This is a genomic window from Xanthomonas theicola (assembly GCF_014236795.1).
Taxonomy (GTDB): domain Bacteria; phylum Pseudomonadota; class Gammaproteobacteria; order Xanthomonadales; family Xanthomonadaceae; genus Xanthomonas_A; species Xanthomonas_A theicola.
In genome coordinates this window covers 1579859-1600255 of record NZ_CP049017.1, presented here as the reverse complement: position 1 = coordinate 1600255, position 20397 = coordinate 1579859, and the positions used below count along the sequence as shown (strand labels likewise).

General features: G+C 69.3%; 14 protein-coding genes and 2 pseudogenes. 11 read left to right on the top strand and 5 right to left on the bottom strand.

Translation table 11 applies throughout. From position 1 onward, the window contains the following. Positions 1-147 precede the first annotated feature (147 nt). Positions 148-3699 (top strand): transcription-repair coupling factor, encoded by a 3552-nt coding sequence (gene mfd, locus G4Q83_RS07245; protein ID WP_128420805.1) that lies wholly within the window; start codon positions 148-150, stop codon positions 3697-3699. Between the two features lie 22 nt (positions 3700-3721). On the opposite strand, the gene G4Q83_RS07240 is transcribed toward mfd, so the two are convergent. Continuing rightward, complete coding sequence (locus G4Q83_RS07240; protein WP_128420806.1) at positions 3722-4045, bottom strand: hypothetical protein; 324 nt, start codon at positions 4043-4045, stop codon at positions 3722-3724. Between the two features lie 317 nt (positions 4046-4362). On the opposite strand from G4Q83_RS07240, the gene G4Q83_RS07235 reads away from it, so the two are divergent. The 8 genes from G4Q83_RS07235 to G4Q83_RS07200 all read left to right on the top strand — a co-directional run bounded on the left by G4Q83_RS07235 (position 4363) and on the right by G4Q83_RS07200 (position 14844). After that, a complete protein-coding gene (locus G4Q83_RS07235; RefSeq protein WP_128420807.1) occupies positions 4363-4680 on the top strand; it encodes an STAS domain-containing protein in 318 nt (105 codons plus the stop codon). 13 nt (positions 4681-4693) lie between these two features. Continuing rightward, a complete protein-coding gene (locus G4Q83_RS07230; protein ID WP_128420808.1) occupies positions 4694-6748 on the top strand; it encodes a chemotaxis protein CheA in 2055 nt (684 codons plus the stop codon). 282 nt (positions 6749-7030) lie between these two features. Next, positions 7031-9028, top strand: a complete 1998-nt coding sequence (locus G4Q83_RS07225) for a methyl-accepting chemotaxis protein (RefSeq protein ID WP_185817367.1) — start codon at positions 7031-7033, stop codon at positions 9026-9028. 119 nt (positions 9029-9147) lie between these two features. Further along, positions 9148-11064 carry a HAMP domain-containing methyl-accepting chemotaxis protein gene (locus G4Q83_RS07220; protein ID WP_246432312.1) on the top strand — a complete coding sequence of 639 codons (1917 nt, stop codon included), beginning with the start codon at positions 9148-9150 and terminating at the stop codon, positions 11062-11064. Between the two features lie 9 nt (positions 11065-11073). Next, entirely contained in the window at positions 11074-11601 is a 528-nt protein-coding gene (locus tag G4Q83_RS07215; protein ID WP_128420810.1) for a chemotaxis protein CheW, read from the top strand. A 60-nt stretch (positions 11602-11661) separates the two neighbouring features. Continuing rightward, positions 11662-12933 (top strand): EAL domain-containing response regulator, encoded by a 1272-nt coding sequence (locus tag G4Q83_RS07210; RefSeq protein WP_128420811.1) that lies wholly within the window; start codon positions 11662-11664, stop codon positions 12931-12933. Next, a complete protein-coding gene (locus tag G4Q83_RS07205; protein ID WP_128420812.1) occupies positions 12930-13736 on the top strand; it encodes a CheR family methyltransferase in 807 nt (268 codons plus the stop codon). Before G4Q83_RS07210 ends, G4Q83_RS07205 begins: the two co-directional genes overlap by 4 nt. A gap of 31 nt (positions 13737-13767) precedes the next feature. Then, on the top strand, positions 13768-14844 hold the full coding sequence (locus G4Q83_RS07200; protein ID WP_128420813.1) for a protein-glutamate methylesterase/protein-glutamine glutaminase: 1077 nt from the start codon (positions 13768-13770) through the stop codon (positions 14842-14844). Here G4Q83_RS07200 and G4Q83_RS24525 read toward each other — a convergent pair. Continuing rightward, a pseudogene (locus G4Q83_RS24525) lies at positions 14845-15066 on the bottom strand (phospholipase D family protein); the annotation flags it as partial. A gap of 261 nt (positions 15067-15327) precedes the next feature. After that, on the bottom strand, positions 15328-16143 hold the full coding sequence (locus G4Q83_RS07190) for a helix-turn-helix transcriptional regulator (protein ID WP_128420815.1): 816 nt from the start codon (positions 16141-16143) through the stop codon (positions 15328-15330). 192 nt (positions 16144-16335) lie between these two features. On the opposite strand from G4Q83_RS07190, the gene G4Q83_RS07185 reads away from it, so the two are divergent. After that, positions 16336-17736: an MFS transporter gene (locus tag G4Q83_RS07185; protein WP_128420816.1), complete on the top strand. Its 1401-nt coding sequence runs from the start codon at positions 16336-16338 to the stop codon at positions 17734-17736. 38 nt (positions 17737-17774) lie between these two features. After that, positions 17775-19769 (top strand): glycoside hydrolase family 127 protein, encoded by a 1995-nt coding sequence (locus G4Q83_RS07180; protein ID WP_128420817.1) that lies wholly within the window; start codon positions 17775-17777, stop codon positions 19767-19769. A gap of 24 nt (positions 19770-19793) precedes the next feature. On the opposite strand, the gene G4Q83_RS07175 is transcribed toward G4Q83_RS07180, so the two are convergent. Together G4Q83_RS07175 and G4Q83_RS23150 are read right to left on the bottom strand one after the other, a co-directional pair. Beyond that, complete coding sequence (locus tag G4Q83_RS07175; protein ID WP_128420818.1) at positions 19794-19988, bottom strand: hypothetical protein; 195 nt, start codon at positions 19986-19988, stop codon at positions 19794-19796. A gap of 39 nt (positions 19989-20027) precedes the next feature. After that, positions 20028-20260, bottom strand: a pseudogene (locus G4Q83_RS23150) (IS5/IS1182 family transposase); the annotation flags it as partial. Between the last annotated feature and the right edge of the window lie 137 nt (positions 20261-20397).

Genomic DNA, 20397 nt, shown 5'->3' with positions numbered 1-20397 from the left:
ACACGCCTCTTCCCAGGCGCCCACGCCTCACAACTCGCCGCACCGCGCTTGTCCCGAGTCCCCGGTCCCCGGTCCCCGGTCCCTGGTCACTGCTGGTCCCTGCTGGTCCCCGGTCCCCGGTCCCGAGCTTGCTAGACTACTCGGTCCATGGCGCCTCTTTTTTCCTTCCCCAGTCCGCCGCTGCCCAAGTCCGGCCGGCTCCGCGCCTATTGGCGCGCCCCTGCGTCCTCGACCGCCCTGGCCTGGCACATCGCCTGCGCCGCCGCGGCGCATCGCGGGCCGCTGCTGGTGGTCGCGCGCGACAACCAGAGCGCGCACCAGATCGAGGCCGACCTGCGCACCCTGCTCGCCGGCGACGTCACCCTGCCGGTGGTGCCGTTCCCGGATTGGGAAACCCTGCCCTACGACCAGTTCAGCCCGCACCCGGACATCGTCAGCCAGCGCCTGTCGGCGCTGCGCCGGCTGCCGACGCTGCAGCAGGGCATCGTGGTGGTGCCGGTGCAGACCTTGATGCAGCGCGTGGCGCCGTTGCGCTACATCGTCGGCGGCAGCTTCGACCTGCGCGTGGGCCAGCGCCTGGACCTGGAGGCGGAAAAGCGCCGCCTGGAAAGCGCCGGCTACCGCAATGTGCCGCAGGTGATGGATCCGGGCGACTTCGCGGTGCGCGGCGGGCTGCTCGACGTATACCCCATGGGCGCCGAGGCGCCGCTGCGCATCGAACTGCTGGACGAGGACATCGACTCGATCCGCGCCTTCGACCCGGAATCGCAGCGCTCGCTGGACCATGTGCAGGCGGTGGAGATGCTGCCGGGCCGCGAAGTGCCGATGGACGATGCCAGCGTCGAGCGGGTGCTGGCCACGCTGCGCGAACGCTTCGACGTGGACACGCGGCGCAGCGCGCTGTACCAGGACCTGAAGGCGCGGCTGGCGCCGTCGGGCATCGAATACTACCTGCCGCTGTTCTTCCAGGAGACGCGCGGCGCAGGGACGCCACCGCGCGACGCCACCGCCACCCTGTTCGATTATCTGGGCGAGGCGGTGCTGCCGCTGGTCGCACCGGGCGTGGGCGCCGCCGCCGATGCGTTCTGGGTGCAGACCCAGAACCGCTACGAGCAGCGCCGCCACGACGTGGAGCGTCCACTGCTGGCGCCCGAGGAACTGTACCAGGCGCCGGACACACTGCGCGAAAAGCTCAATGGCCTGCCGCGCATCGAGGTCTGCGCCGCCGACCACGCGCGCAGCGGCGCGGCGCAGGCGCTGGGCGACCAGCCGTTGCCGCCGCTGCCGGTGGCGGCCAGGGACGCCGCCCCGGCCGAAGCGCTGAAGCGCTTCCTCGGTCGCTATCCCGGCCGGGTGTTGATCGCCGCCGACTCGCCGGGCCGGCGCGAGGCGCTGCTGGAAGTGCTGGCCGCGGCGCAACTGCGGCCCGAAGTGCTCCCCGACTTCGCGGCATTCCTGCCCTCTGCCGCCGGCAACGGCCGGCGCGAGGCGCCTGGCCGCGGGCCGGCGCCCGCGGCGGTCGCGTTCGCGATCGCGGTGGCGCCGCTGGAGGACGGCTTCGCGCTGGACGAGCCGCAGGTGGCGGTGTTGACCGAGCGCCAGCTGTTCCCCGAGCGTGCCAGCCAGCCGCGGCGCACGCGCCGCGCCGGGCGCGAGCCGGAAGCGATCATCCGCGACCTCGGCGAGCTGTCCGAGGGCGCGCCGATCGTGCACGAGGACCATGGCGTGGGCCGCTACCGCGGGCTGATCGTGCTCGACGCCGGCGGCATGCCCGGCGAATTCCTGGAGATCGAATACGCCAAGGGCGACCGCCTGTACGTACCGGTCGCGCAGTTGCACCTCATCAGCCGCTACTCCGGCGCCTCGGCCGAGACCGCGCCGCTGCATTCGCTGGGCGGCGAGCAGTGGAGCAAGGCCAAGCGCCGCGCCGCCGAGAAGGTGCGCGACGTGGCCGCCGAACTGCTGGAGATCCAGGCCCGCCGCCGCGCCCGCGCCGGCCTGGCGCTGCAGGTGGACCGGGCCATGTACGAGCCGTTCGCCGCCGGCTTCCCGTTCGAGGAGACCGCCGACCAGCTCGCGGCGATCGAGGCGACGCTGCGCGACCTGGCCAGCAGCCAGCCGATGGACCGCGTGGTCTGCGGCGATGTGGGCTTCGGCAAGACCGAGGTCGCGGTGCGCGCCGCGTTCGCCGCGGCCAGCGCCGGCAAGCAGGTGGCGGTGCTGGTGCCGACCACGCTGCTGGCCGAGCAGCACTACCGCAACTTCCGCGACCGCTTCGCCGACTGGCCGCTGCGGGTGGAGGTGCTGTCGCGCTTCAAGAGCGCCAAGGAGATCAAGGCCGAGCTGGAGAAGGTCGCCGACGGCGGCATCGACGTGATCATCGGCACCCACCGCCTGCTGCAGCCGGACGTGAAGTTCAAGGACCTGGGCCTGGTCGTGGTCGACGAGGAACAGCGCTTCGGCGTGCGCCAGAAGGAGGCGTTGAAGGCGCTGCGCGCCAACGTGCACCTGCTGACCCTGACCGCCACGCCGATCCCGCGCACGCTCAACATGGCCATGGCCGGGCTGCGCGACCTGTCGATCATCGCCACCCCGCCGCCGAACCGGCTGGCGGTGCAGACCTTCGTCACCGCCTGGGACAACGCGCTGCTGCGCGAGGCGTTCCAGCGCGAACTGGCGCGCGGCGGGCAGCTGTACTTCCTGCACAACGACGTGGAAAGCATCGGCCGCATGCAACGCGAACTGAGCGAGCTGGCGCCTGAGGCGCGCATCGGCATCGCCCACGGGCAGATGCCCGAGCGCGAACTGGAACGGGTGATGCTGGATTTCCAGAAGCAGCGCTTCAACGTGCTGCTGTCGACCACGATCATCGAATCGGGCATCGACATCCCCAACGCCAACACCATCGTCATCAACCGCGCCGACCGCTTCGGCCTGGCCCAGCTGCACCAGCTGCGCGGCCGCGTCGGCCGCTCGCACCACCGCGCCTACGCCTACCTGCTGGTGCCGGACCGGCGCAGCATCACCGGCGACGCGCAGAAGCGGCTGGAGGCGATCGCCTCGATGGACGAACTCGGCGCCGGCTTCACCCTGGCCACGCACGACCTGGAGATCCGCGGCGCCGGCGAATTGCTCGGCGAGGACCAGAGCGGGCAGATGGCCGAGGTCGGCTTCAGCCTGTACACCGAGTTGCTGGAACGCGCGGTGCGCAGCATCCGCCAGGGCAGGCTGCCGGACCTGGACGCCGGTGAGGAAGCGCGCGGCGCCGAGGTGGAGCTGCACGTGCCGGCGCTGATCCCGAACGACTACCTGCCCGACGTGCACACCCGCCTGACCCTTTACAAGCGCATCTCCAGCGCGCGCGACGCCGAGACCCTGCGCGAGCTGCAGGTGGAGATGATCGACCGCTTCGGCCTGCTGCCGGACCCGGTCAAGCACTTGTTCGCGCTCGCCGAACTCAAGCGCGGCGCCGGCGACCTGGGCATCCGCAAGCTGGAACTGGGCGAGAACGGCGGGCGCATCGTGTTCGAGGCCAAGCCCAGCGTCGATCCGATGACCGTCATCCAGATGATCCAGAAGCAGCCCAGGCTGTACGCGATGGATGGTCCGGACAAACTGAAACTGAAACTGCCGCTGCCCGACGCCGCGGATCGCTTCAACGCCGCCCGCGGCCTGCTGGCGGCGCTGTCGCCGCGATGATCCGGGGTTGCCGCCGCCGCCTTCACGAGGCGCCCGCCTGACACGTTTTGCCGGCGCTTCCCTGCCCGCCCGCCATGCGCCGGACCCGGGCCGGGATTCGGCGCCGGACGATGCCGGCCAGCTGCAACAGGCGCCGACGACCGGCCATGTCGCCAACGTCGACGCCGTGTTCGCCACGCTCGAGCAAATCGCGGCACTGCCGGACGATTTCCAGACTGCCCACTTCGCGCCGCTGGGCGGGAAGCTGCAGCAGCCGACGAACGCTCTGGACGAACGCACCAAGGCGCTGAACGACGCCCAGCACGGCTGCGTGGTGAAGCGGCACGCCATCCGCTTGCTCGAGCACGCAGCGCACAGGTCCGCGCGTCGCCAACGACGACCGGTCGCACCCACCGTTTTGGTTTGGGCGGCGCCCGCCACGGCGCTGGCACGGCGGATGCATCGGATCCGGTGCCAGGCATCGCCACGCACACCTGGAATGGAGGCCAACTCTCATGCTGAACAAATCATCCTTGTCAAGAAGTTTTGCAAGACAAAATGTGTCGCCAGGGCTAAATATTCCCAGAAGAGGCCGATATCTGCTGGTAGCAAGCCGGGAACGGCTTGTTCGCACCCGTGCCACGGCCGGGTGCGCCGTTTCACTGCCCGTATCGGAGACACGCCATGCGCTCACCATCCCCGGACTCCCCGCGCCTGCCGCTGCAACTGAGCGTGGAAGGCGACATGACCATCCGCCGCGCCGGCGAACTGAAACCGTTGCTGCTGCCGGCGCTGGAGCACCCCGGCGGCCTGCAGCTGCAGTTGCAGGCGGTCACCGAAATCGACGCCACCGGCATCCAGCTGTTGCTCGCCACCCAGGCCGCGTTGCGCGCGCTGGGCAGGCCGTTCCAGCTCGATGGCTGCAGCGCGCCGGTCGACGAGGCGCTCGACCTGCTCGGCCTGCGCGACACGCTCGCGCCTGCCGGCGACCCCCTCCACTGATCGGCGCCACGCTATGAATCTCGCTCAACTGCTGCAGACTTTCATCGCCGAGAGCCGCGACCTGCTCGAGGACATGGAACGCAACCTGCTGGAAGCCGAACGCGGCGAAGCAGGTCCGGACGCGGTCAACGCCATCTTCCGCGCCGCACACACGATCAAGGGCTCCGGCGGGCTGTTCGACCTGGCGCAACTGGTGGGCTTCACCCACCTCGTCGAGAGCGTGCTCGATCTGGTCCGCGAGAACGCGGTGGCGCTGGATTCGGAACTGATCCAGCTGATGCTGGCCTGCTGCGACCATCTCCGCACGCTGGTGGAAGCGGCGGCCGGCGCCGAGGCCGACGAAGCCGCCATCGCCGCCGCCGGCGAGCCGCTGCTGGCACGCCTGCAGACCTACCTGCAACCGGCCGCCGCACCGGCAGCGGTCGCCGCCGCCGCACCGGCGCAGACCGGCTATTGGCGGATCTCGCTGCAGTTGTTCAGCGACGCGCTGCGCTTCGGCAACTCGCCGCTGCACCTGATCCGCTGCCTGCGCAGCCTCGGCACGCTGCTGGCGGTGCGCACCCGCCACACGCGCGTGCCGGCGCTGCCGGAACTGGACCCGGAAGCCTGCTATCTGGGCTTCGACATCCTGTTGCGCGCGCACGTGCAACAGGCCGCGATCGAGGACATCTTCGAGTTCGTCCGCGACGACTGCGAACTGCAGGTGATCGCGGTGGATCCGCACGGCGACGCCGCCAACCTGGAACTGCCGCTGCTGGTCGCCGAGGCGGGCAGCAGCGCCCACGCCGACGATTTCGCCGGTTTCGACACGCCCGCGGCGGTCGCCCCGCTCGCGCCCGCCACGCCGGCACCGGCTGCGGCTGCCGCGCCCACCACCGTGCGCGGCGAAGGCGGCAACGCCGCGCGCGCGCAGGAAGGCGGCTCCATCCGCGTCGATGCCGACAAGCTTGACCGCATGATCGACCTGGTGGGCGAGCTGATCATCGCCGTCGCCAGCACCGGCGCCAATGCGCAGCGCACCGGCGACGCGCAACTGCTGGAATCCACCTCGATCCTGGCCGGGTTGGTCGAGGACGTGCGCGAAAGCGCGCTGCAGCTGCGCATGGTCAAGATCGGCGGCACCTTCAGCCGCTTCCACCGCGTGGTCCACGACGTGGCGCGCGAACTGGGCAAGGACATCGTCCTGGCGGTCAACGGCGAGGACACCGAGCTGGACAAGTCGGTGGTGGAGAAGATCGCCGATCCGTTGACCCACCTGGTGCGCAACGCCATGGACCACGGCATCGAACCGGCCGAACTGCGCCAGGCGCGCGGCAAGCCGGTGCGCGGCACGGTGCGGCTGAACGCGTTCCACGACTCGGGCAGCATCGTCATCCAGATCAGCGACGACGGCGGCGGCCTGAACCGCGAGCGCATCCTGGCCAAGGCGCTGGAGCGCGGGCTGGTCGAGCCGGGCCGCAGCCTGTCCGACCGCGAGGTGTTCGCGCTGATCTTCGAACCGGGCTTCTCCACCGCCGAAAAGGTCACCAACCTGTCCGGGCGCGGCGTCGGCATGGACGTGGTCAAGCGCAACATCGCCGCGCTGCGCGGCAGCGTGGACATCAGCAGCCAGCAGGACGTCGGCACCACCATCTCGGTGCGGCTGCCGCTGACCCTGGCGATCATCAACGGCTTCCAGGTCGGCGTCGGCAGGTCGGTGTTCGTGGTGCCGCTGGACGTGGTCGAGGAGTGCGTGGAGTTCGCGCCGAACTACCAGAGCGACTACATCGACCTGCGCGGCGGGGTGTTGCCGTACGTGCGCCTGCGCTCGCTGTTCGGCATCGCCGGCGCGCCGCCGGCGCGCGAGAGCATCGTGGTGATCCGCCAGGGTGCACAGCGTTTCGGCCTGGTGGTGGACAGCCTGCTGGGCGAATGGCAGACCGTGATCAAGCCGCTGGCCAAGGTGTTCGCCGGGGTCAAGGGCATCAGCGGCTCGAGCATCCTCGGCAGCGGCGGCGTGGCCCTGATCCTGGATGTGCCTTCGCTGCTGTCGCAGGTGGAACCCGCTGCCGATTCGCTGGCCGCCTAGTCCTGCGCCAGGCCGCATGCAGACCATCATTGCCTCCGATCCACGCAGCAATCGGCAGCCAACACTGAAGAATTCGCCGCCACGGCCGAAGACGTAAGCAGCCAGGCTGAACACTTGCAGGTACTCATGCGTTTCTTCAGGACCGGCGCCGCGACCGCACTCCCTCGTCGGCATCGCCTCGGCGCCGGCGGCGCGGATCGATGAAGCCGCGTTCGGAACGTTCTGAATGCCGCCACACCCCCACCCGGCGCCATGCCGCCCACCCTCCATAGGTACACCGCAATGTCCCATATCGCACTCTCCACCAAGCTCTGGACCAGCTCCGCCATCGCCGTGTCGCTGCCGCTGGCGGCGAGCGCGGCCGGTTTCGCGCTGGCCTTGCCCGCGAGCCAGACGCTGGCGCTGGGCGTGGCGGCCGCCGTCGCCGGCGGTGCGGTGCTCGCCCGCGCGGTCTACGTGAGCTGCCGCTCGCTGCGGATCTGCACCGACACCCTGGCACGCTTCGCCCGCGGCGATTTCGACGTGGTGATGCCGACGGTGCGCAACGACCAGGCCTGCGAGATCCTGCTGGCGCTGCGCCAGGTGCAGTCGTGCGTGCGTCGGCTCAGCGAGGATATCGGGACCATGTCGCGCGAGCACGACGCGGGCGCAATCGACGCCGTCATCGACAGCCAGCGCTTCGAGGCGGACTTCCGCAGTGTGGCCGAGGGCGTCAACCGCATGGTCGCCGACCATATCGCGACCAAGAAGAAGGCCATGGCCTGCATCGCCGAGTTCGGCCGCGGCAACTTCCAGGCGCCGCTGGAAAGCTTCCCCGGCAAGAAGGCGTTCATCAACGACACCGTCGAGCAGGTGCGCCGCAACCTGCTGGGGCTGATCGCGCAGATGAACCACATGTCCGCCGAGCACGATGCCGGCGACATCGACGTGAGCATCGACAGCCAGCGCTTCGAGGGCGATTACCGCACCATGGCCGAGGGCATCAACCGCATGGTCGCCGGCCACATCGCGGTCAAGAAGAAGGCCATGGCCTGCATCGCCGAATTCGGCCGCGGCAACTTCGATGCGCCGCTGGAGACCCTCCCGGGCAAGAAGGCGTTCATCAACGACACCATCGAACAGGTGCGCGCCAACCTACGCGCGCTGATCCGCGACACCAACCTGCTGGCCGAGGCCGCCGGCGCCGGGCGCCTCGAGGTGCGTGCCGACGCCAGCCTGCACAACGGCGATTTCCGCCGCATCGTCGACGGCATCAACCAGACCCTGGATGCGGTGATCGGCCCGCTGAACGAGGCGCGCCAGGTGCTCAAGGCGATCGAGGAAGGCGACCTGACCCGCACCGCCAGCGTCCAGTGCCAGGGCCAGCTGAAGGAGCTGCGCGACAGCGTCAACGCCACCGTGGCGCGGCTGTCGCAGGTGGTCGGCGACGTCAACATCAGTGCCGAGGCCCTGGCCAGCGCCTCCGAGCAGGTCAGCGCCACCGCGCAATCGCTGAGCCAGGCGGCCAGCGAGCAGGCGGCGGGCGTGGAGGAGACCAGCGCCTCGCTGGAGCAGATGACCGCCTCGATCGCACAGAACACCGAGAACGCCAAGGTCACCGACGGCATGGCCGGCAAGGCCGCCAACGAGGCCACCGAGGGCGGCGAGGCGGTGCGCTCGACGGTGGCGGCGATGAAGCAGATCGCGCAGAAGATCGGCATCATCGACGACATCGCCTACCAGACCAATCTGCTGGCCTTGAACGCGGCGATCGAGGCCGCGCGCGCCGGCGAGCACGGCAAGGGCTTCGCCGTGGTCGCCGCCGAGGTGCGCAAGCTGGCCGAGCGCAGCCAGGTCGCCGCGCAGGAGATCGGCGATGTGGCAAGTTCCAGCGTCGAGCTGGCCGAAAACGCCGGCAAGCTGCTCGAGCAGATGGTGCCGTCGATCAAGCGCACCTCGGACCTGGTGCAGGAGATCACCGCCGCCTCCGAGGAGCAGACCTCCGGCGTCGGCCAGATCAACGCCGCGGTCGGCCAGCTCAACCAGACCACCCAGCAGGCCGCGGCCAACTCCGAGGAACTGGCCGCCACCGCCGAGGAAATGAGCGGCCAGGCCGAGCAGTTGCAGCAGCTGATGGGCTTCTTCCGCACCAACCAGGCGACGTCGCCGCGCCGGTCGGTCGGTGCGCCGCGCGCGACGAAGAAGCCGTCGGCCGGCGCGCGCGCGCGCGCGTTCGCCCACGCCGAAAGCGGCCTGGCGCTGCTGGCGGCGCCGGACGAAATCCACTTCGACAGCTTCTGACCGCCCCCCCTTTTCCTGGCCTTTCGCTGCAAACACATGCGTTCCGCGCAGCCCCAGACCGGCCGGCATTTCACCTTCGACACAGGGAGCCCAAGATGTTCGCCAATATGAAAATCGGCATGAGAATCGGCCTCGGCTTCGCCGTGGTGCTGCTGTTGCTGCTCGGCATGGGCGCCTTCGCCACCTACGCCATGGCGAAGATCAACGCTGCCTCGGTGGAGATCAGCGGCATCAGGATGCCGGGCATCCGCTATGCCCAGGCGATGAACACCGATATGTCGAACTATCGGATTCAGGAATTGCAGCATGTGATCAGCACCACGCCGCAGGACAAGCAGAATTACGAGCAGCGGATGGAGGAGTTCCTCGGCCAGTTCAACAAGGACCGCGACGCCTACCTCAGGCTCGATTCCTCGCCCGAGGAAAAAGCGCTGTATGGCAGGTTCAGCGCGGAATTCGACAAATACCTGGCGCTGAACCGAACCATGCTGCAACTGTCCTCGCAGAACAAGACGCAGGACGCGATCGCGCTGCTCAACGGCGAGCAGCGCGAACTCTACTATGCCTCCGCTGCCGCGCTGGCGAAACTGATCGAACTGAACACCGGCAGCGGCGAACAGGCCAGCGCCGCGGCGAGCGCCACCTACGCGTCCTCGCACACGCTGATCCTCGCCACCATCGCGGTCTCGGTGCTGCTGGGGATCGCGGTCTCGGTATTCATCGTGCGCGGGCTGATGCGCGTGCTCGGCGGCGAACCGGCCTACGTGGCCGAGATCGCCAACCAGGTGGCGCAAGGCAACCTGACGCTGGACGTCAGGATCGGCGCCAACGACAGGGGCAGCGCGCTGTACGCGATGCACAGCATGGTCGAGCGATTGAAGCTGGTCATCGACGGCCAGCGCCGCGTGGTCCAGGCCGCCAACCGCGGCGACTTCTCCGAACAGGTCGCCCTGGACGGCCTGGCCGGCTTCCAGCGCGAGATGGGCCAGCGCCTGAACGATCTGGTGGGCACCACCGGCAACAGCATCCAGGACGTGGTGCGGGTGATGAGCGCGATGTCCGACGGCGACCTGACCCAGAGCATCGACCAGCACTACGACGGCGCGTACGCCGAGATGAAGAGCTACGTCAACAACACCATCACGCGGCTGTCGCAGGTGGTCGGCGAGGTCAACGGCAACGCCGAGGCCCTGGCCAGCGCCTCCGACCAGGTCAGCACCACCGCGCAATCGCTGAGCCAGGCGGCCAGCGAGCAGGCGGCGGGCGTGGAGGAGACCAGCGCCTCGCTGGAGCAGATGACCGCCTCGATCGCGCAGAACACCGAGAACGCCAAGGTCACCGACGGCATGGCCGGCAAGGCCGCCAGCGAAGCCGCCGAAGGCGGCGAAGCGGTGCGCTCGACGGTGGCGGCGATGAAGCAGATCGCGCAGAAGATCGGCATCATCGACGACATCGCCTACCAGACCAATCTGCTGGCCTTGAACGCGGCGATCGAGGCCGCGCGCGCCGGCGAGCACGGCAAGGGCTTCGCCGTGGTCGCCGCCGAGGTGCGCAAGCTGGCCGAGCGCAGCCAGGTCGCCGCGCAGGAGATCGGCGATGTGGCAAGTTCCAGCGTCGAGCTGGCCGAAAACGCCGGCAAGCTGCTCGAGCAGATGGTGCCGTCGATCAAGCGCACCTCGGATCTGGTGCAGGAGATCACCGCCGCCTCCGAGGAACAGACCTCCGGCGTCGGCCAGATCAACGCCGCGGTCGGCCAGCTCAACCAGACCACCCAGCACGCCGCGTCCAATTCCGAGAAACTGGCCGCCATCGCCGAGGAAATGAGCGGCCAGGCCGAGCAATTGCAGCAACTGATGCGCTTCTTCAAGCTCGGCGCCACGGCGCAGGCGCCGCGGCGCCGCGCCGCGCCCGCGGCAGCGCGCAAGCCGGCGCCGCCCACGCATGCCGCGACCCGCAAACCGTTGGTGCGTTTCGCCGGGGACCAGCTCGCGTTGGCCGGCGATGCGCCGGACGAAGTCCACTTCGACAGCTTCTGAGGACAGGCCATGACCGCCCACGAACCGTCCGCGCCGTCCGGCGCCCCCGATCTGGCTCCCGACCAGTTCCTGACCTTCCTGCTCGGCAAGGAAATGTTCGGCGTCGGCATCCTCGGCATCAAGGAAATCATCGAGTACCGCACGCCGACCGATGTGCCGATGATGCCGCCGGCGCTGCGCGGGGTCATCAACCTGCGCGGCGCGGTGGTGCCGGTGGTGGACCTGCAGCAACGCTTCGGCCGCGCCGCCAGCGACGTCACCAAGCGCACCTGCATCGTCATCGTCGAGGTGGCCAACGGCAACGAGCGTCAGGTGCTGGGGCTGCTGGTCGACGCGGTCAGCGAAGTGCTGGAGATCGCCGATATCGCCCCAGCCCCGGCCTTCGGCGCCGGCATCCGCCGCGACTTCATCCACGGCATGGGCAAGGTCGGCGAGCGCTTCGTGATCCTGCTCGATGCCGATGCGGCGCTGTCCACCCAGGAGTTCGTCGCCATGGCCGGCATCGCGTCGGATGTCGAGGAAGGCATGGCCGCCTGAATTCCCCGCGCGGCACGGCGCGCGTGGCGCCCGCGTCCGCCCCTTCCCACCGGAATCCTCATGCCGCTCGTTCATGAAATCGCCTCGCTCAGCCACCTCGGCACGATCCTGGTGGTCGACGACAGCCAGGTCCAGCGCGAGCACGTGCTGGCGCTGTGCCTGCGGCTGGGCGCGGTGGCGGTGGAAGGCCTGCACGACGGCCATGCGGCGCTGGCGCGGGTGACCCAGGGGCCGGCGCCAGGACTGCTGATCGTGGACCTGGAGATGCCCGGCATGGACGGGGTGCAACTGCTCGACGCACTGGCCCGCTGCGGCGTGCGCGTGCCGATCGTGGTCGTCTCGCAACGCGGTGCGGCGCTGATCGAATCGGTGCTGCAGGTCGGCCGCGCCAGCGGCCTGCAGGTACTGGCCGGCCTGGAAAAGCCGCTGCGCGCGGCCGAGCTCGGTGCGGCGCTGCAGGCGCACCCCGCGCCGGCCACGCCGGCGGCGCGGACCGACGCCGCGCTGGACGGCGCGACCGACGCGGCGACGCTGCACGAGGCGCTGCGCCGCGGCGACATCGAGGTGGCGTACCAGCCGAAGGTGGACATGCGCAGTGGCCAGGTCCACGGCGTGGAAGCGCTGGCGCGCTGGCGCCATCCGCGCAACGGCCAGATCGCGCCGGACCGCTTCATCGCCCTGGCCGAGCGTGAGGGCCTGATCCACGCGCTGACCGCCAGCGTCGCCGACCAGGCGATGGCGCGGCTGGCGGCATGGAAGCAGTCCGGCTTGCGCCTGACCCTGGCGATCAACCTGTCGCCGCTGCTGTTGCAGGACCCGGGACTGCTCGACGAACTGCACAGCCAGTTGCAGCGCCACGGACTGGCGCCGGCCGACGTGGTCCTGGAAATCACCGAAAGCTCGCTGGTCGAGGCCAGCGCGCTGGGCATGCTGGCGCGGCTGCGGCTGCAGGGCTTCGGCCTGTCGCTGGACGACTACGGCACCGGCTTCTCCTCGCTGCAGCAACTGACCCGCATCCCCTTCACCGAACTGAAGATCGACCGCATCTTCGTGCACGACGCGCACCTCAGCCGCAATCTGCGCACCGTGCTGGAATCGGCCCTGGGCATGGCCCAGCGGCTGGGCCTGAGCACCGTCGCCGAAGGCATCGAGACGGTGGAAGACTGGCGACTGCTGCAACAACTGGGCTGCGATCTCGGCCAGGGCTACCTGCTGGCGCGGCCGATGGGCGGCGGCGCATTGCATGCCTGGCTGCTCGAGCACCAGGCCCGGCTGCAGGAACACGGCCCCAACGCGGCAAGCGCCGCCCCACTGACACGCGGACCCTCATGACCAGCACCGAGACCATCACCGAGCAGGAATTCGGCAAGTTCCAGCGCTTCATCTTCGACGCCGCCGGCATCACCATTTCTCCGGCCAAGAAGGCGATGCTGTGCGGACGCCTGGGCAAGCGGCTGAAGGTGCATTCGCTGCAGACCTATACCCAGTACCTGAAGCTGCTGGAAAGCCGCGAAGGCAGCGGCGAGGTGCAGACCGCGATCGACCTGCTGACCACCAACGAGACCTATTTCTTCCGCGAGCCCAGGCATTTCGATCTGCTGCGCAAGCTGGCGAACGCGCACAAGGGCGGCGCGCCGTTCCGCAGTTGGAGCGCGGCCAGTTCCAGCGGCGAGGAGGCCTACAGCATGGCGATGGTGCTGGACGACGCCATGCAGGGGCGGGCCTATGAAGTGGTCGGCACCGACATCAGCACCCGGGTGCTGGCCAAGGCGCGCACCGGCCACTATCCGCTGCAGCGCATCGAGCACATGCCGCCGACGCTGCTCAAGCGCTACTGCCTGAAGGGCCACGGCGAGTACGAAGGCAGCCTGCTGATCGACCGCAGGATCCGCGACAACGTGCGTTTCCTGCACGCCAACCTCAATGCCCCGCTGCCCAACCTGGGCCAGTTCGACGTGATCTTCCTGCGCAACGTGATGATCTACTTCAACGGCCAGACCAAGCGCGAAGTGGTCGCGCGGGTACTGTCCACGCTCAAGCGCGGCGGCATTTTCTGCATCGGCCATTCGGAAAGCCTGAACGACATCAACAACGACGTGGTGCAGCTGGCGCCGTCGGTATTCCGCAAGCCATGAGCGCCGTGGCCGCCCTTCAAAGGAACGCGTGATGACGACGATCAAGGCCATGGTGGTCGACGACTCGGCGGTGGTGCGCCAGGTGCTGGTGGCGGTGCTCAACGAGGCGCCCGGCATCGAGGTGATCGCCGCCGCCGCCGATCCGCTGCTGGCCATGGACAAGATGCGCCAGCAATGGCCGGACGTGATCGTGCTGGACGTGGAAATGCCGAAGATGGACGGCATCACCTTCCTGCGCAAGATCATGGGCGAGCGCCCCACCCCGGTGGTGATCTGCTCCACGCTCACCGAGAAAGGCGCGCGGGTGACCATGGACGCGCTGGCCGCCGGCGCGGTGGCGGTAGTAACCAAGCCCAAGCTTGGCCTGAAGCAGTTCCTCACCGACTCGGCCGAAGAATTGGTGGCCACGGTGCGGACCGCCGCGCGCGCCAACGTCAAGCGCCTGGCCGCGCGCAGCGCGGCGGCGGCGGTGGAAGCGGAGGTCAAGCACAACGCCGATGTGATCTTGCCGGCGCAGGGCGGCCGGCCGCTGGCGCAGACCACCGAACGGGTGATCGCGATCGGCACCTCCACCGGCGGCACCCAGGCGCTGGAGGAAGTACTCACCGCGCTGCCGCGGGTCAGCCCGGGCATCGTCATCGTCCAGCACATGCCGGAGAAGTTCACCGCCGCGTTCGCCGCGCGCCTGGACACGCTGTGCCAGATCTCGGTGAAGGAAGCGGCCAACAACGACCGCGTCGTGCCGGGCCGCGCGCTGATCGCGCCCGGCGGCAAGCACATGCTGCTGCGCCGCAGCGGCGCGCAGTATTTCGTGGAAGTGATGGACGGGCCGCCGGTGAACCGGCACCGGCCGTCGGTGGACGTGCTGTTCCGTTCCGCCGCGCGCGCCGCTGGCGGCAATGCGCTGGGCATCATCATGACCGGCATGGGCGACGACGGCGCGGTCGGCCTGCTGGAGATGCGTCAGGCCGGCGCCCGCACCGTGGCCCAGGACGAGCAGAGCAGCGTCGTGTTCGGCATGCCCAAGGAAGCGATCAAGCGCGGCGGCGCGGAAAAGATCCTGCCGCTGGGCGCGATGGCGCGCGAGATCGTGCAGCAGCTCGGCTAGCACCCGCTTGGCCCGCAGGCCGGTGTGGGTATCGGTGTCGTTGGTGTCGCCGGACGCATCGAAGCATGCGCCGACGTTGCGTCCGCCGACCGCGGCCATGCGCCCGTCGGCGATCCAGGCCCTGTCGTGCATGCGCCGGTTGACGCTGAAGAAGCGCGGCAGCAGTTCCACACCGCGCAGCAGCGCGGTCGCAGGCAACGCCTGACGGCCGGGCCGCGCGCGCGGTCGGCGAAGCGGCCCTAGAACACTTTCGATCCAAGTGACGCCACTTGTGGGAGCGACTCCGCTGGCTGCAAATACCACAGTCGAAATGCGCTAGCCGTCCAGCGCCGCCAGCGCGGCCAGCAGCGGCCCGGTCGTCAGGCGTTGCCGCTCCATGTCAGCGCGTTCTTCCTTCGCAGGCGTCCCCGGACATCGACGCCGCGTGGCAATGCCATGCGCAGGCGACCGCGGCCGCGCCGCAGCGCCCCGGCGGTCGCGCATTCACCCGGAGTTGATGTGCTCCTTGCAGTACAGCCGACGGTAGGCGGTCGGGGTCATGCCCAGGCGCTGGCGGAAGATGCGGCGGAAGTAGCCGCCGTCGCTGAAGCCGGCGCGCTGCGCGATCTCGTCGACGCTGCAGGCGTTCACCAGCAGCAGCTTCTCGGCGAAGGCGATGCGTTGGCGGTGGACCGCCTCGGTCAGCGTGGTGCCGAACGCGCGGCGGTAGATGCGCCCCAGGTAATCCGCGTTGCAGTGCAGTTGCGCGGCCAGCATGGAGGTGTTGAGCGCGGTGTGGAACCGGGTGCCGATCAGTTGCTTGGCGCGGTACGCCAGCGCCACCCCGGCACGGTCGGAATCGTGCGGGTCGGGCCAGGCGCCGGCCACGCATTGCAGCATCGACAGCACGATCGGCTCCAGCATCGGCAGCGTGCGCCGCTCCTCCTGCTCGCTCAGGAACCAGCGGAACAGGCCGACGAAGCGCTCCGGATCGTGGATCGCGGTGCGTTGCGGCATCGACAGGAGCGTCGCGGCGCCCGCGGCGGCGGCCGGCTCCAGCTCGAAGTGCACCCAATAGAAGCGCAGATCGTCGGGGAAGCGGCCTAGCCCGGCGTGCTCGCGTCCCGGCCACAGGATCAGGGTCTCGCCGGGGTCGATGTGGAAGTCGATGTCTTGCTCGCGGATCGACAAGGCGCCGCGCTCGACGAAGATCAGCTCGTAGGACTGGATCACCCGCGCCGGATGCGCGCCGACCCCGCGGGAAATGAACAGGCCGCCGTTCTGGACCCGGATCGGATAGGCGACTGCGAGTTCGAGCATGTCGGAAACGTCTCCCCGCCGCGAAGGCCACGCTGCATTGCAGCAAACAATGCGCCGCAAGGCCATGCGCCCGGCCGCCGCCACGCAAGTCGGAATCGTACCGTTTTTATACCGCGCCGGCTCTTGTCCCGTGGCCGGCGGCATGCGAGGTTGGCGTGCCGCCAACCCCGCGTCCCGCAAGGAACCGTACCGTTGAACGCGACCGCCGTTGTCTCCGTCGCCGCGAGCGCCGAACAGGCCGCCACGCACAAGCTCTCGCGCCTGGAGAAGTTCGGCTATGGCCTGGGCGATGCCGGCGGCACCATCGTCACCTGCCTGATCGCCAACTTCCTGACCTTCTTCTACACCGACGTGTTCGGGCTGACCCCGGCGCTGGTCGGCACCCTGTTCACCGTGCTGCGCATCGCCGACGCGCTGTCCGATCCGTTGATGGGCCTGCTCGCCGACCGCACCCGCAGCCGCTGGGGCCGCTTCCGCGGCTGGCAGCTGTGGATCGCGCTGCCGATCGGCATCGCCTGCGTGCTGACCTTCAGCACGCCGCAGCTGAGCTACGCGGCCAAGGTCGCCTACGCCTTCGCCAGCTACTTCCTGCTGTCGCTGTGCTACACCGCGATCAACGTGCCGTACTGCGCGCTGATCAACAGCATGACCGGCGACCACCGCGACGTGGTGTCGGCGCAGTCATGGCGCTTCGTGCTGTGCGGCATCGCCGGCTTCCTGGTCTCGGTCGGGCTGCCGTGGCTGGTGCGGATGCTCGGCGACGGCGATGTCGCGCGCGGCTACCAGCTCGGCGTGGGCCTGCTCAGCGTGCTGGCGGTGGCGATGTTCCTGTGCTGCTTCTTCACCGTGCGCGAGCGCGTGCCGGTTAGCCTGATGGGCGAGGCCGGCGTCGGCCAGCACCTGCGCGGGCTGCTGCGCAACGACCAGATGCGGCTGGTGCTGCTGATGTCGTTCCTGCTGATCAACGTGTTCAACATCCGCGGCGGCGGCTACCTGTACTTCATCACCTACGTGCTCGGCGGCGGCGCCGGCTACACCTCGCTGTTCTTCGCGATGGTGGCGCTGGCCACGGTGCTGGGCGCGATCGTGGTCAACGCGCTGTGCCGCCGCTTCGATCCGCTGGTGCTGTACCTGCACACCAACCTGGCGCTGGCCGCGCTGGGCGTGCTGCAGTGGTACATGCCCACCGGCCCAGCGCAGCAGACGCTGTGGCTGGGCCTGATCTTCGTCAACGGCCTGGTGCTCGGCTTCGCGCTGCCGCTGCACTTCTCGATCATGGCCTTCGCCGACGACTACAGCGCATGGAAGAACCGGATCCGTTCCTCCGGCATCAACTTCGCCTTCAACCTGTTCTGCATCAAGCTGGCCTGGGCCTCGAGCGCGGTGGTGATCAGCTACCTGTTCGTGCGCGTGGGCTACCGCGCCGGCGCCGAGCACCAGACCACCGCCTCGCTGCAGGCGATGACCCTGCTGGAAACGCTGATCCCCGCGGCCATCCACCTGCTGCTGGCGGTGGTGATCTACCGCTGCCGCCTGCGCCGGCCGCTGCTGGCCGAGGTCGCCGCCGACCTGGCCGCACGCCCGGTGCACTGATGCCCTCCCCTCTCTCCCTCCCCAGGATCGCCACGCTCATGCCGCATTCGCTCGCCCCGCCGCCCGAACTCCCGCTCGACCGCCTGCGCATCGCCGACCCGTTCTGGCAGCGCTACCAGCGCCTGGTGCAGGAGGTGGTGCTGCCCTACCAATGGGACGCGCTCAACGACAACGTCGCCGATGCCGAGCCCAGCCACGCGATCGAGAATTTCCGCATCGCCGCCGGGCGCAGCGACGGCGCCTTCTACGGCATGGTGTTCCAGGACAGCGACGTGGCAAAGTGGCTGGAAGCGGTGGCCTACCTGCTCGCGCAGCATCCCGATCCGGCGCTGGAACGCGATGCCGACGCCACCATCGAGCTGATCGGCGCCGCGCAGCAGGCAGACGGCTACCTCAACACCTATTTCACGGTGAAGGCGCCGGAGCAGCGCTGGAGCAACCTGGCCGAATGCCACGAGCTGTACTGCGCCGGGCACATGATCGAGGCCGGCGTCGCCTACCACCAGGCCACCGGCAAGCGCGCGCTGCTGGACATCGTGTGCCGGCTCGCCGACCACATCGACGCCACCTTCGGTCCCGGCCCGCAGCAACTGCACGGCTATCCCGGGCATCCGGAAATCGAACTGGCGCTGATACGCCTGTACGAGGCCACCGGCGAGCCCCGCTACCTGGCGCTGGCCCGCTACTTCGTCGAGCAGCGCGGCACCGCGCCGCACTACTACGACGAAGAATACGAAAAGCGCGGGCGCAGCTACTTCTGGGGCGGCCATGGACCGGCGTGGATGATCCAGGACAAAGCCTACAGCCAGGCGCACGTGCCGGTGGCGCTGCAGACCACCGCGGTCGGCCACGCGGTGCGCTTCGTCTACCTGTACGCCGGCGTGGCGCACCTGGCGCGGCACAGTGGCGATGCCGGGCTGCGCGCGACCTGCGAGCGGCTGTGGGAGAACACCACGCAGCGGCAGCTGTACCTCACCGGCGCGATCGGCGCGCAGAGCCACGGCGAAGCCTTCAGCGTCGACTACGACCTGCCCAACGACACCGCCTACAACGAAAGCTGCGCCTCGATCGGGCTGATGATGTTCGCCAACCGCATGCTGCAGCTGGCGCCGCACAGCCGCTATGCCGACGTGATGGAGCGTGCGCTGTACAACACGGTGCTGGCCGGCATGGCGCTGGACGGGCGCCACTTCTTCTACGTCAATCCATTGGAAGTGCATCCGCCCACGGTGCACGGCAACCACGGCTTCGACCACGTCAAGCCGGTGCGCCAGCGCTGGTTCGGCTGCGCCTGCTGCCCGCCGAACATCGCACGCGTGCTGACCTCGCTCGGCCACTACATCTATACCCGCCGCGACGACACGCTGTACGTGAACCTGTACGTCGGCAGCGATGCCGCCTTCGACGTGGACGGGCACACGCTGACGCTGCGCCAGCGCAGCGACTATCCGTGGCAGGAACAGGTGGAACTGAGCATGGACTGCGACGCGCCCATCGACGCTGCGCTGGCGCTGCGCCTGCCCGACTGGTGCCGCGCGCCGCAACTGCGGCTCAACGGCGACGCGGTCGCGATCCAGGAGCACCTGCAGCACGGCTACTGCGTGCTGCGCCGACGCTGGCAGCGCGGCGACACCCTGCACCTGCAGTTGCCGATGCCGGTGATGCGGGTCAGCGGGCATCCGCGCGTGCGCCATCTGGCCGGCAAGGTCGCGCTGCAACGCGGGCCGCTGGTGTACTGCCTGGAGCAGGCCGACAACGGCGCGCAGCTGCACCAGCTGCGCCTACCCGCCGCTGCGGCGATCCGCACCGCACCCGGCAGCGGCGCGCTGGCCGGACAGGTGCTGTTGCAGGCCGAGGGCGAACGCCTGCACGGCCACGACGCCGCCCAGGCCGACGTCCTGCCGCTGTACCGCTACGACGCGCCGCCGGCATCGCGGCAGGCGCAGACCCTGACCTTTGTGCCCTATTTCGCCTGGGCCAACCGCGGCGAAGGCGAGATGCGGGTCTGGGTGGACGCGGGCGGCGACAGCTGAGGCCGTCCGCCGCCCACGGCGCGCTCACAGATCGGCGAGGATCTGCTGGCGCCGGGGTTCGTGTTGCGCCGGGTCGATCCGGCCTTGCGCCCGCAACGCCTCGAGCGCGGGCAGCCGCGCTTCCACCGATGCCGCGGGCGGCAGCGCCAGCACGACCAGCAGAATCACGAAGCGCCAGATACCGAACCCGAACCTCCGATCCTCCTTGATGCGGCGCATGCTGCGCCCTGCGACGTCGCCGGCCCTGAAAAATCTTTCTCAGCAAGTCGCAATCGACCTGCAGATTGATCCGCCTTGGCGCGTCGCCCGCGCGATCAGCTGGAGCCAGGCACACGAAAACGCGACAGCGCATCAGCCAGCGCAGGTTGTCGCCGGCTGCGCTGGGCACCGCGTTGCAGGCATCGCCCGCCTGGCCCCTTCAGCCAGCACCGATCCAGCCTGTGCTCCTGCTTCAAGTGCCCGATCACCGGTTCCACCGCCTGCCGGCGTTCCCGGCCCTTCGCGTTCATCGCACTGTCGCAGCTTCAAGCCGTGCCGCTTGCTAAGCCGCGCCGGCTTGCGGCGCGTTGAACCTGCCCCGCAGTAATGGACGCCATGAAGCGATACTTTCATCGCAACCTGGAGGTTC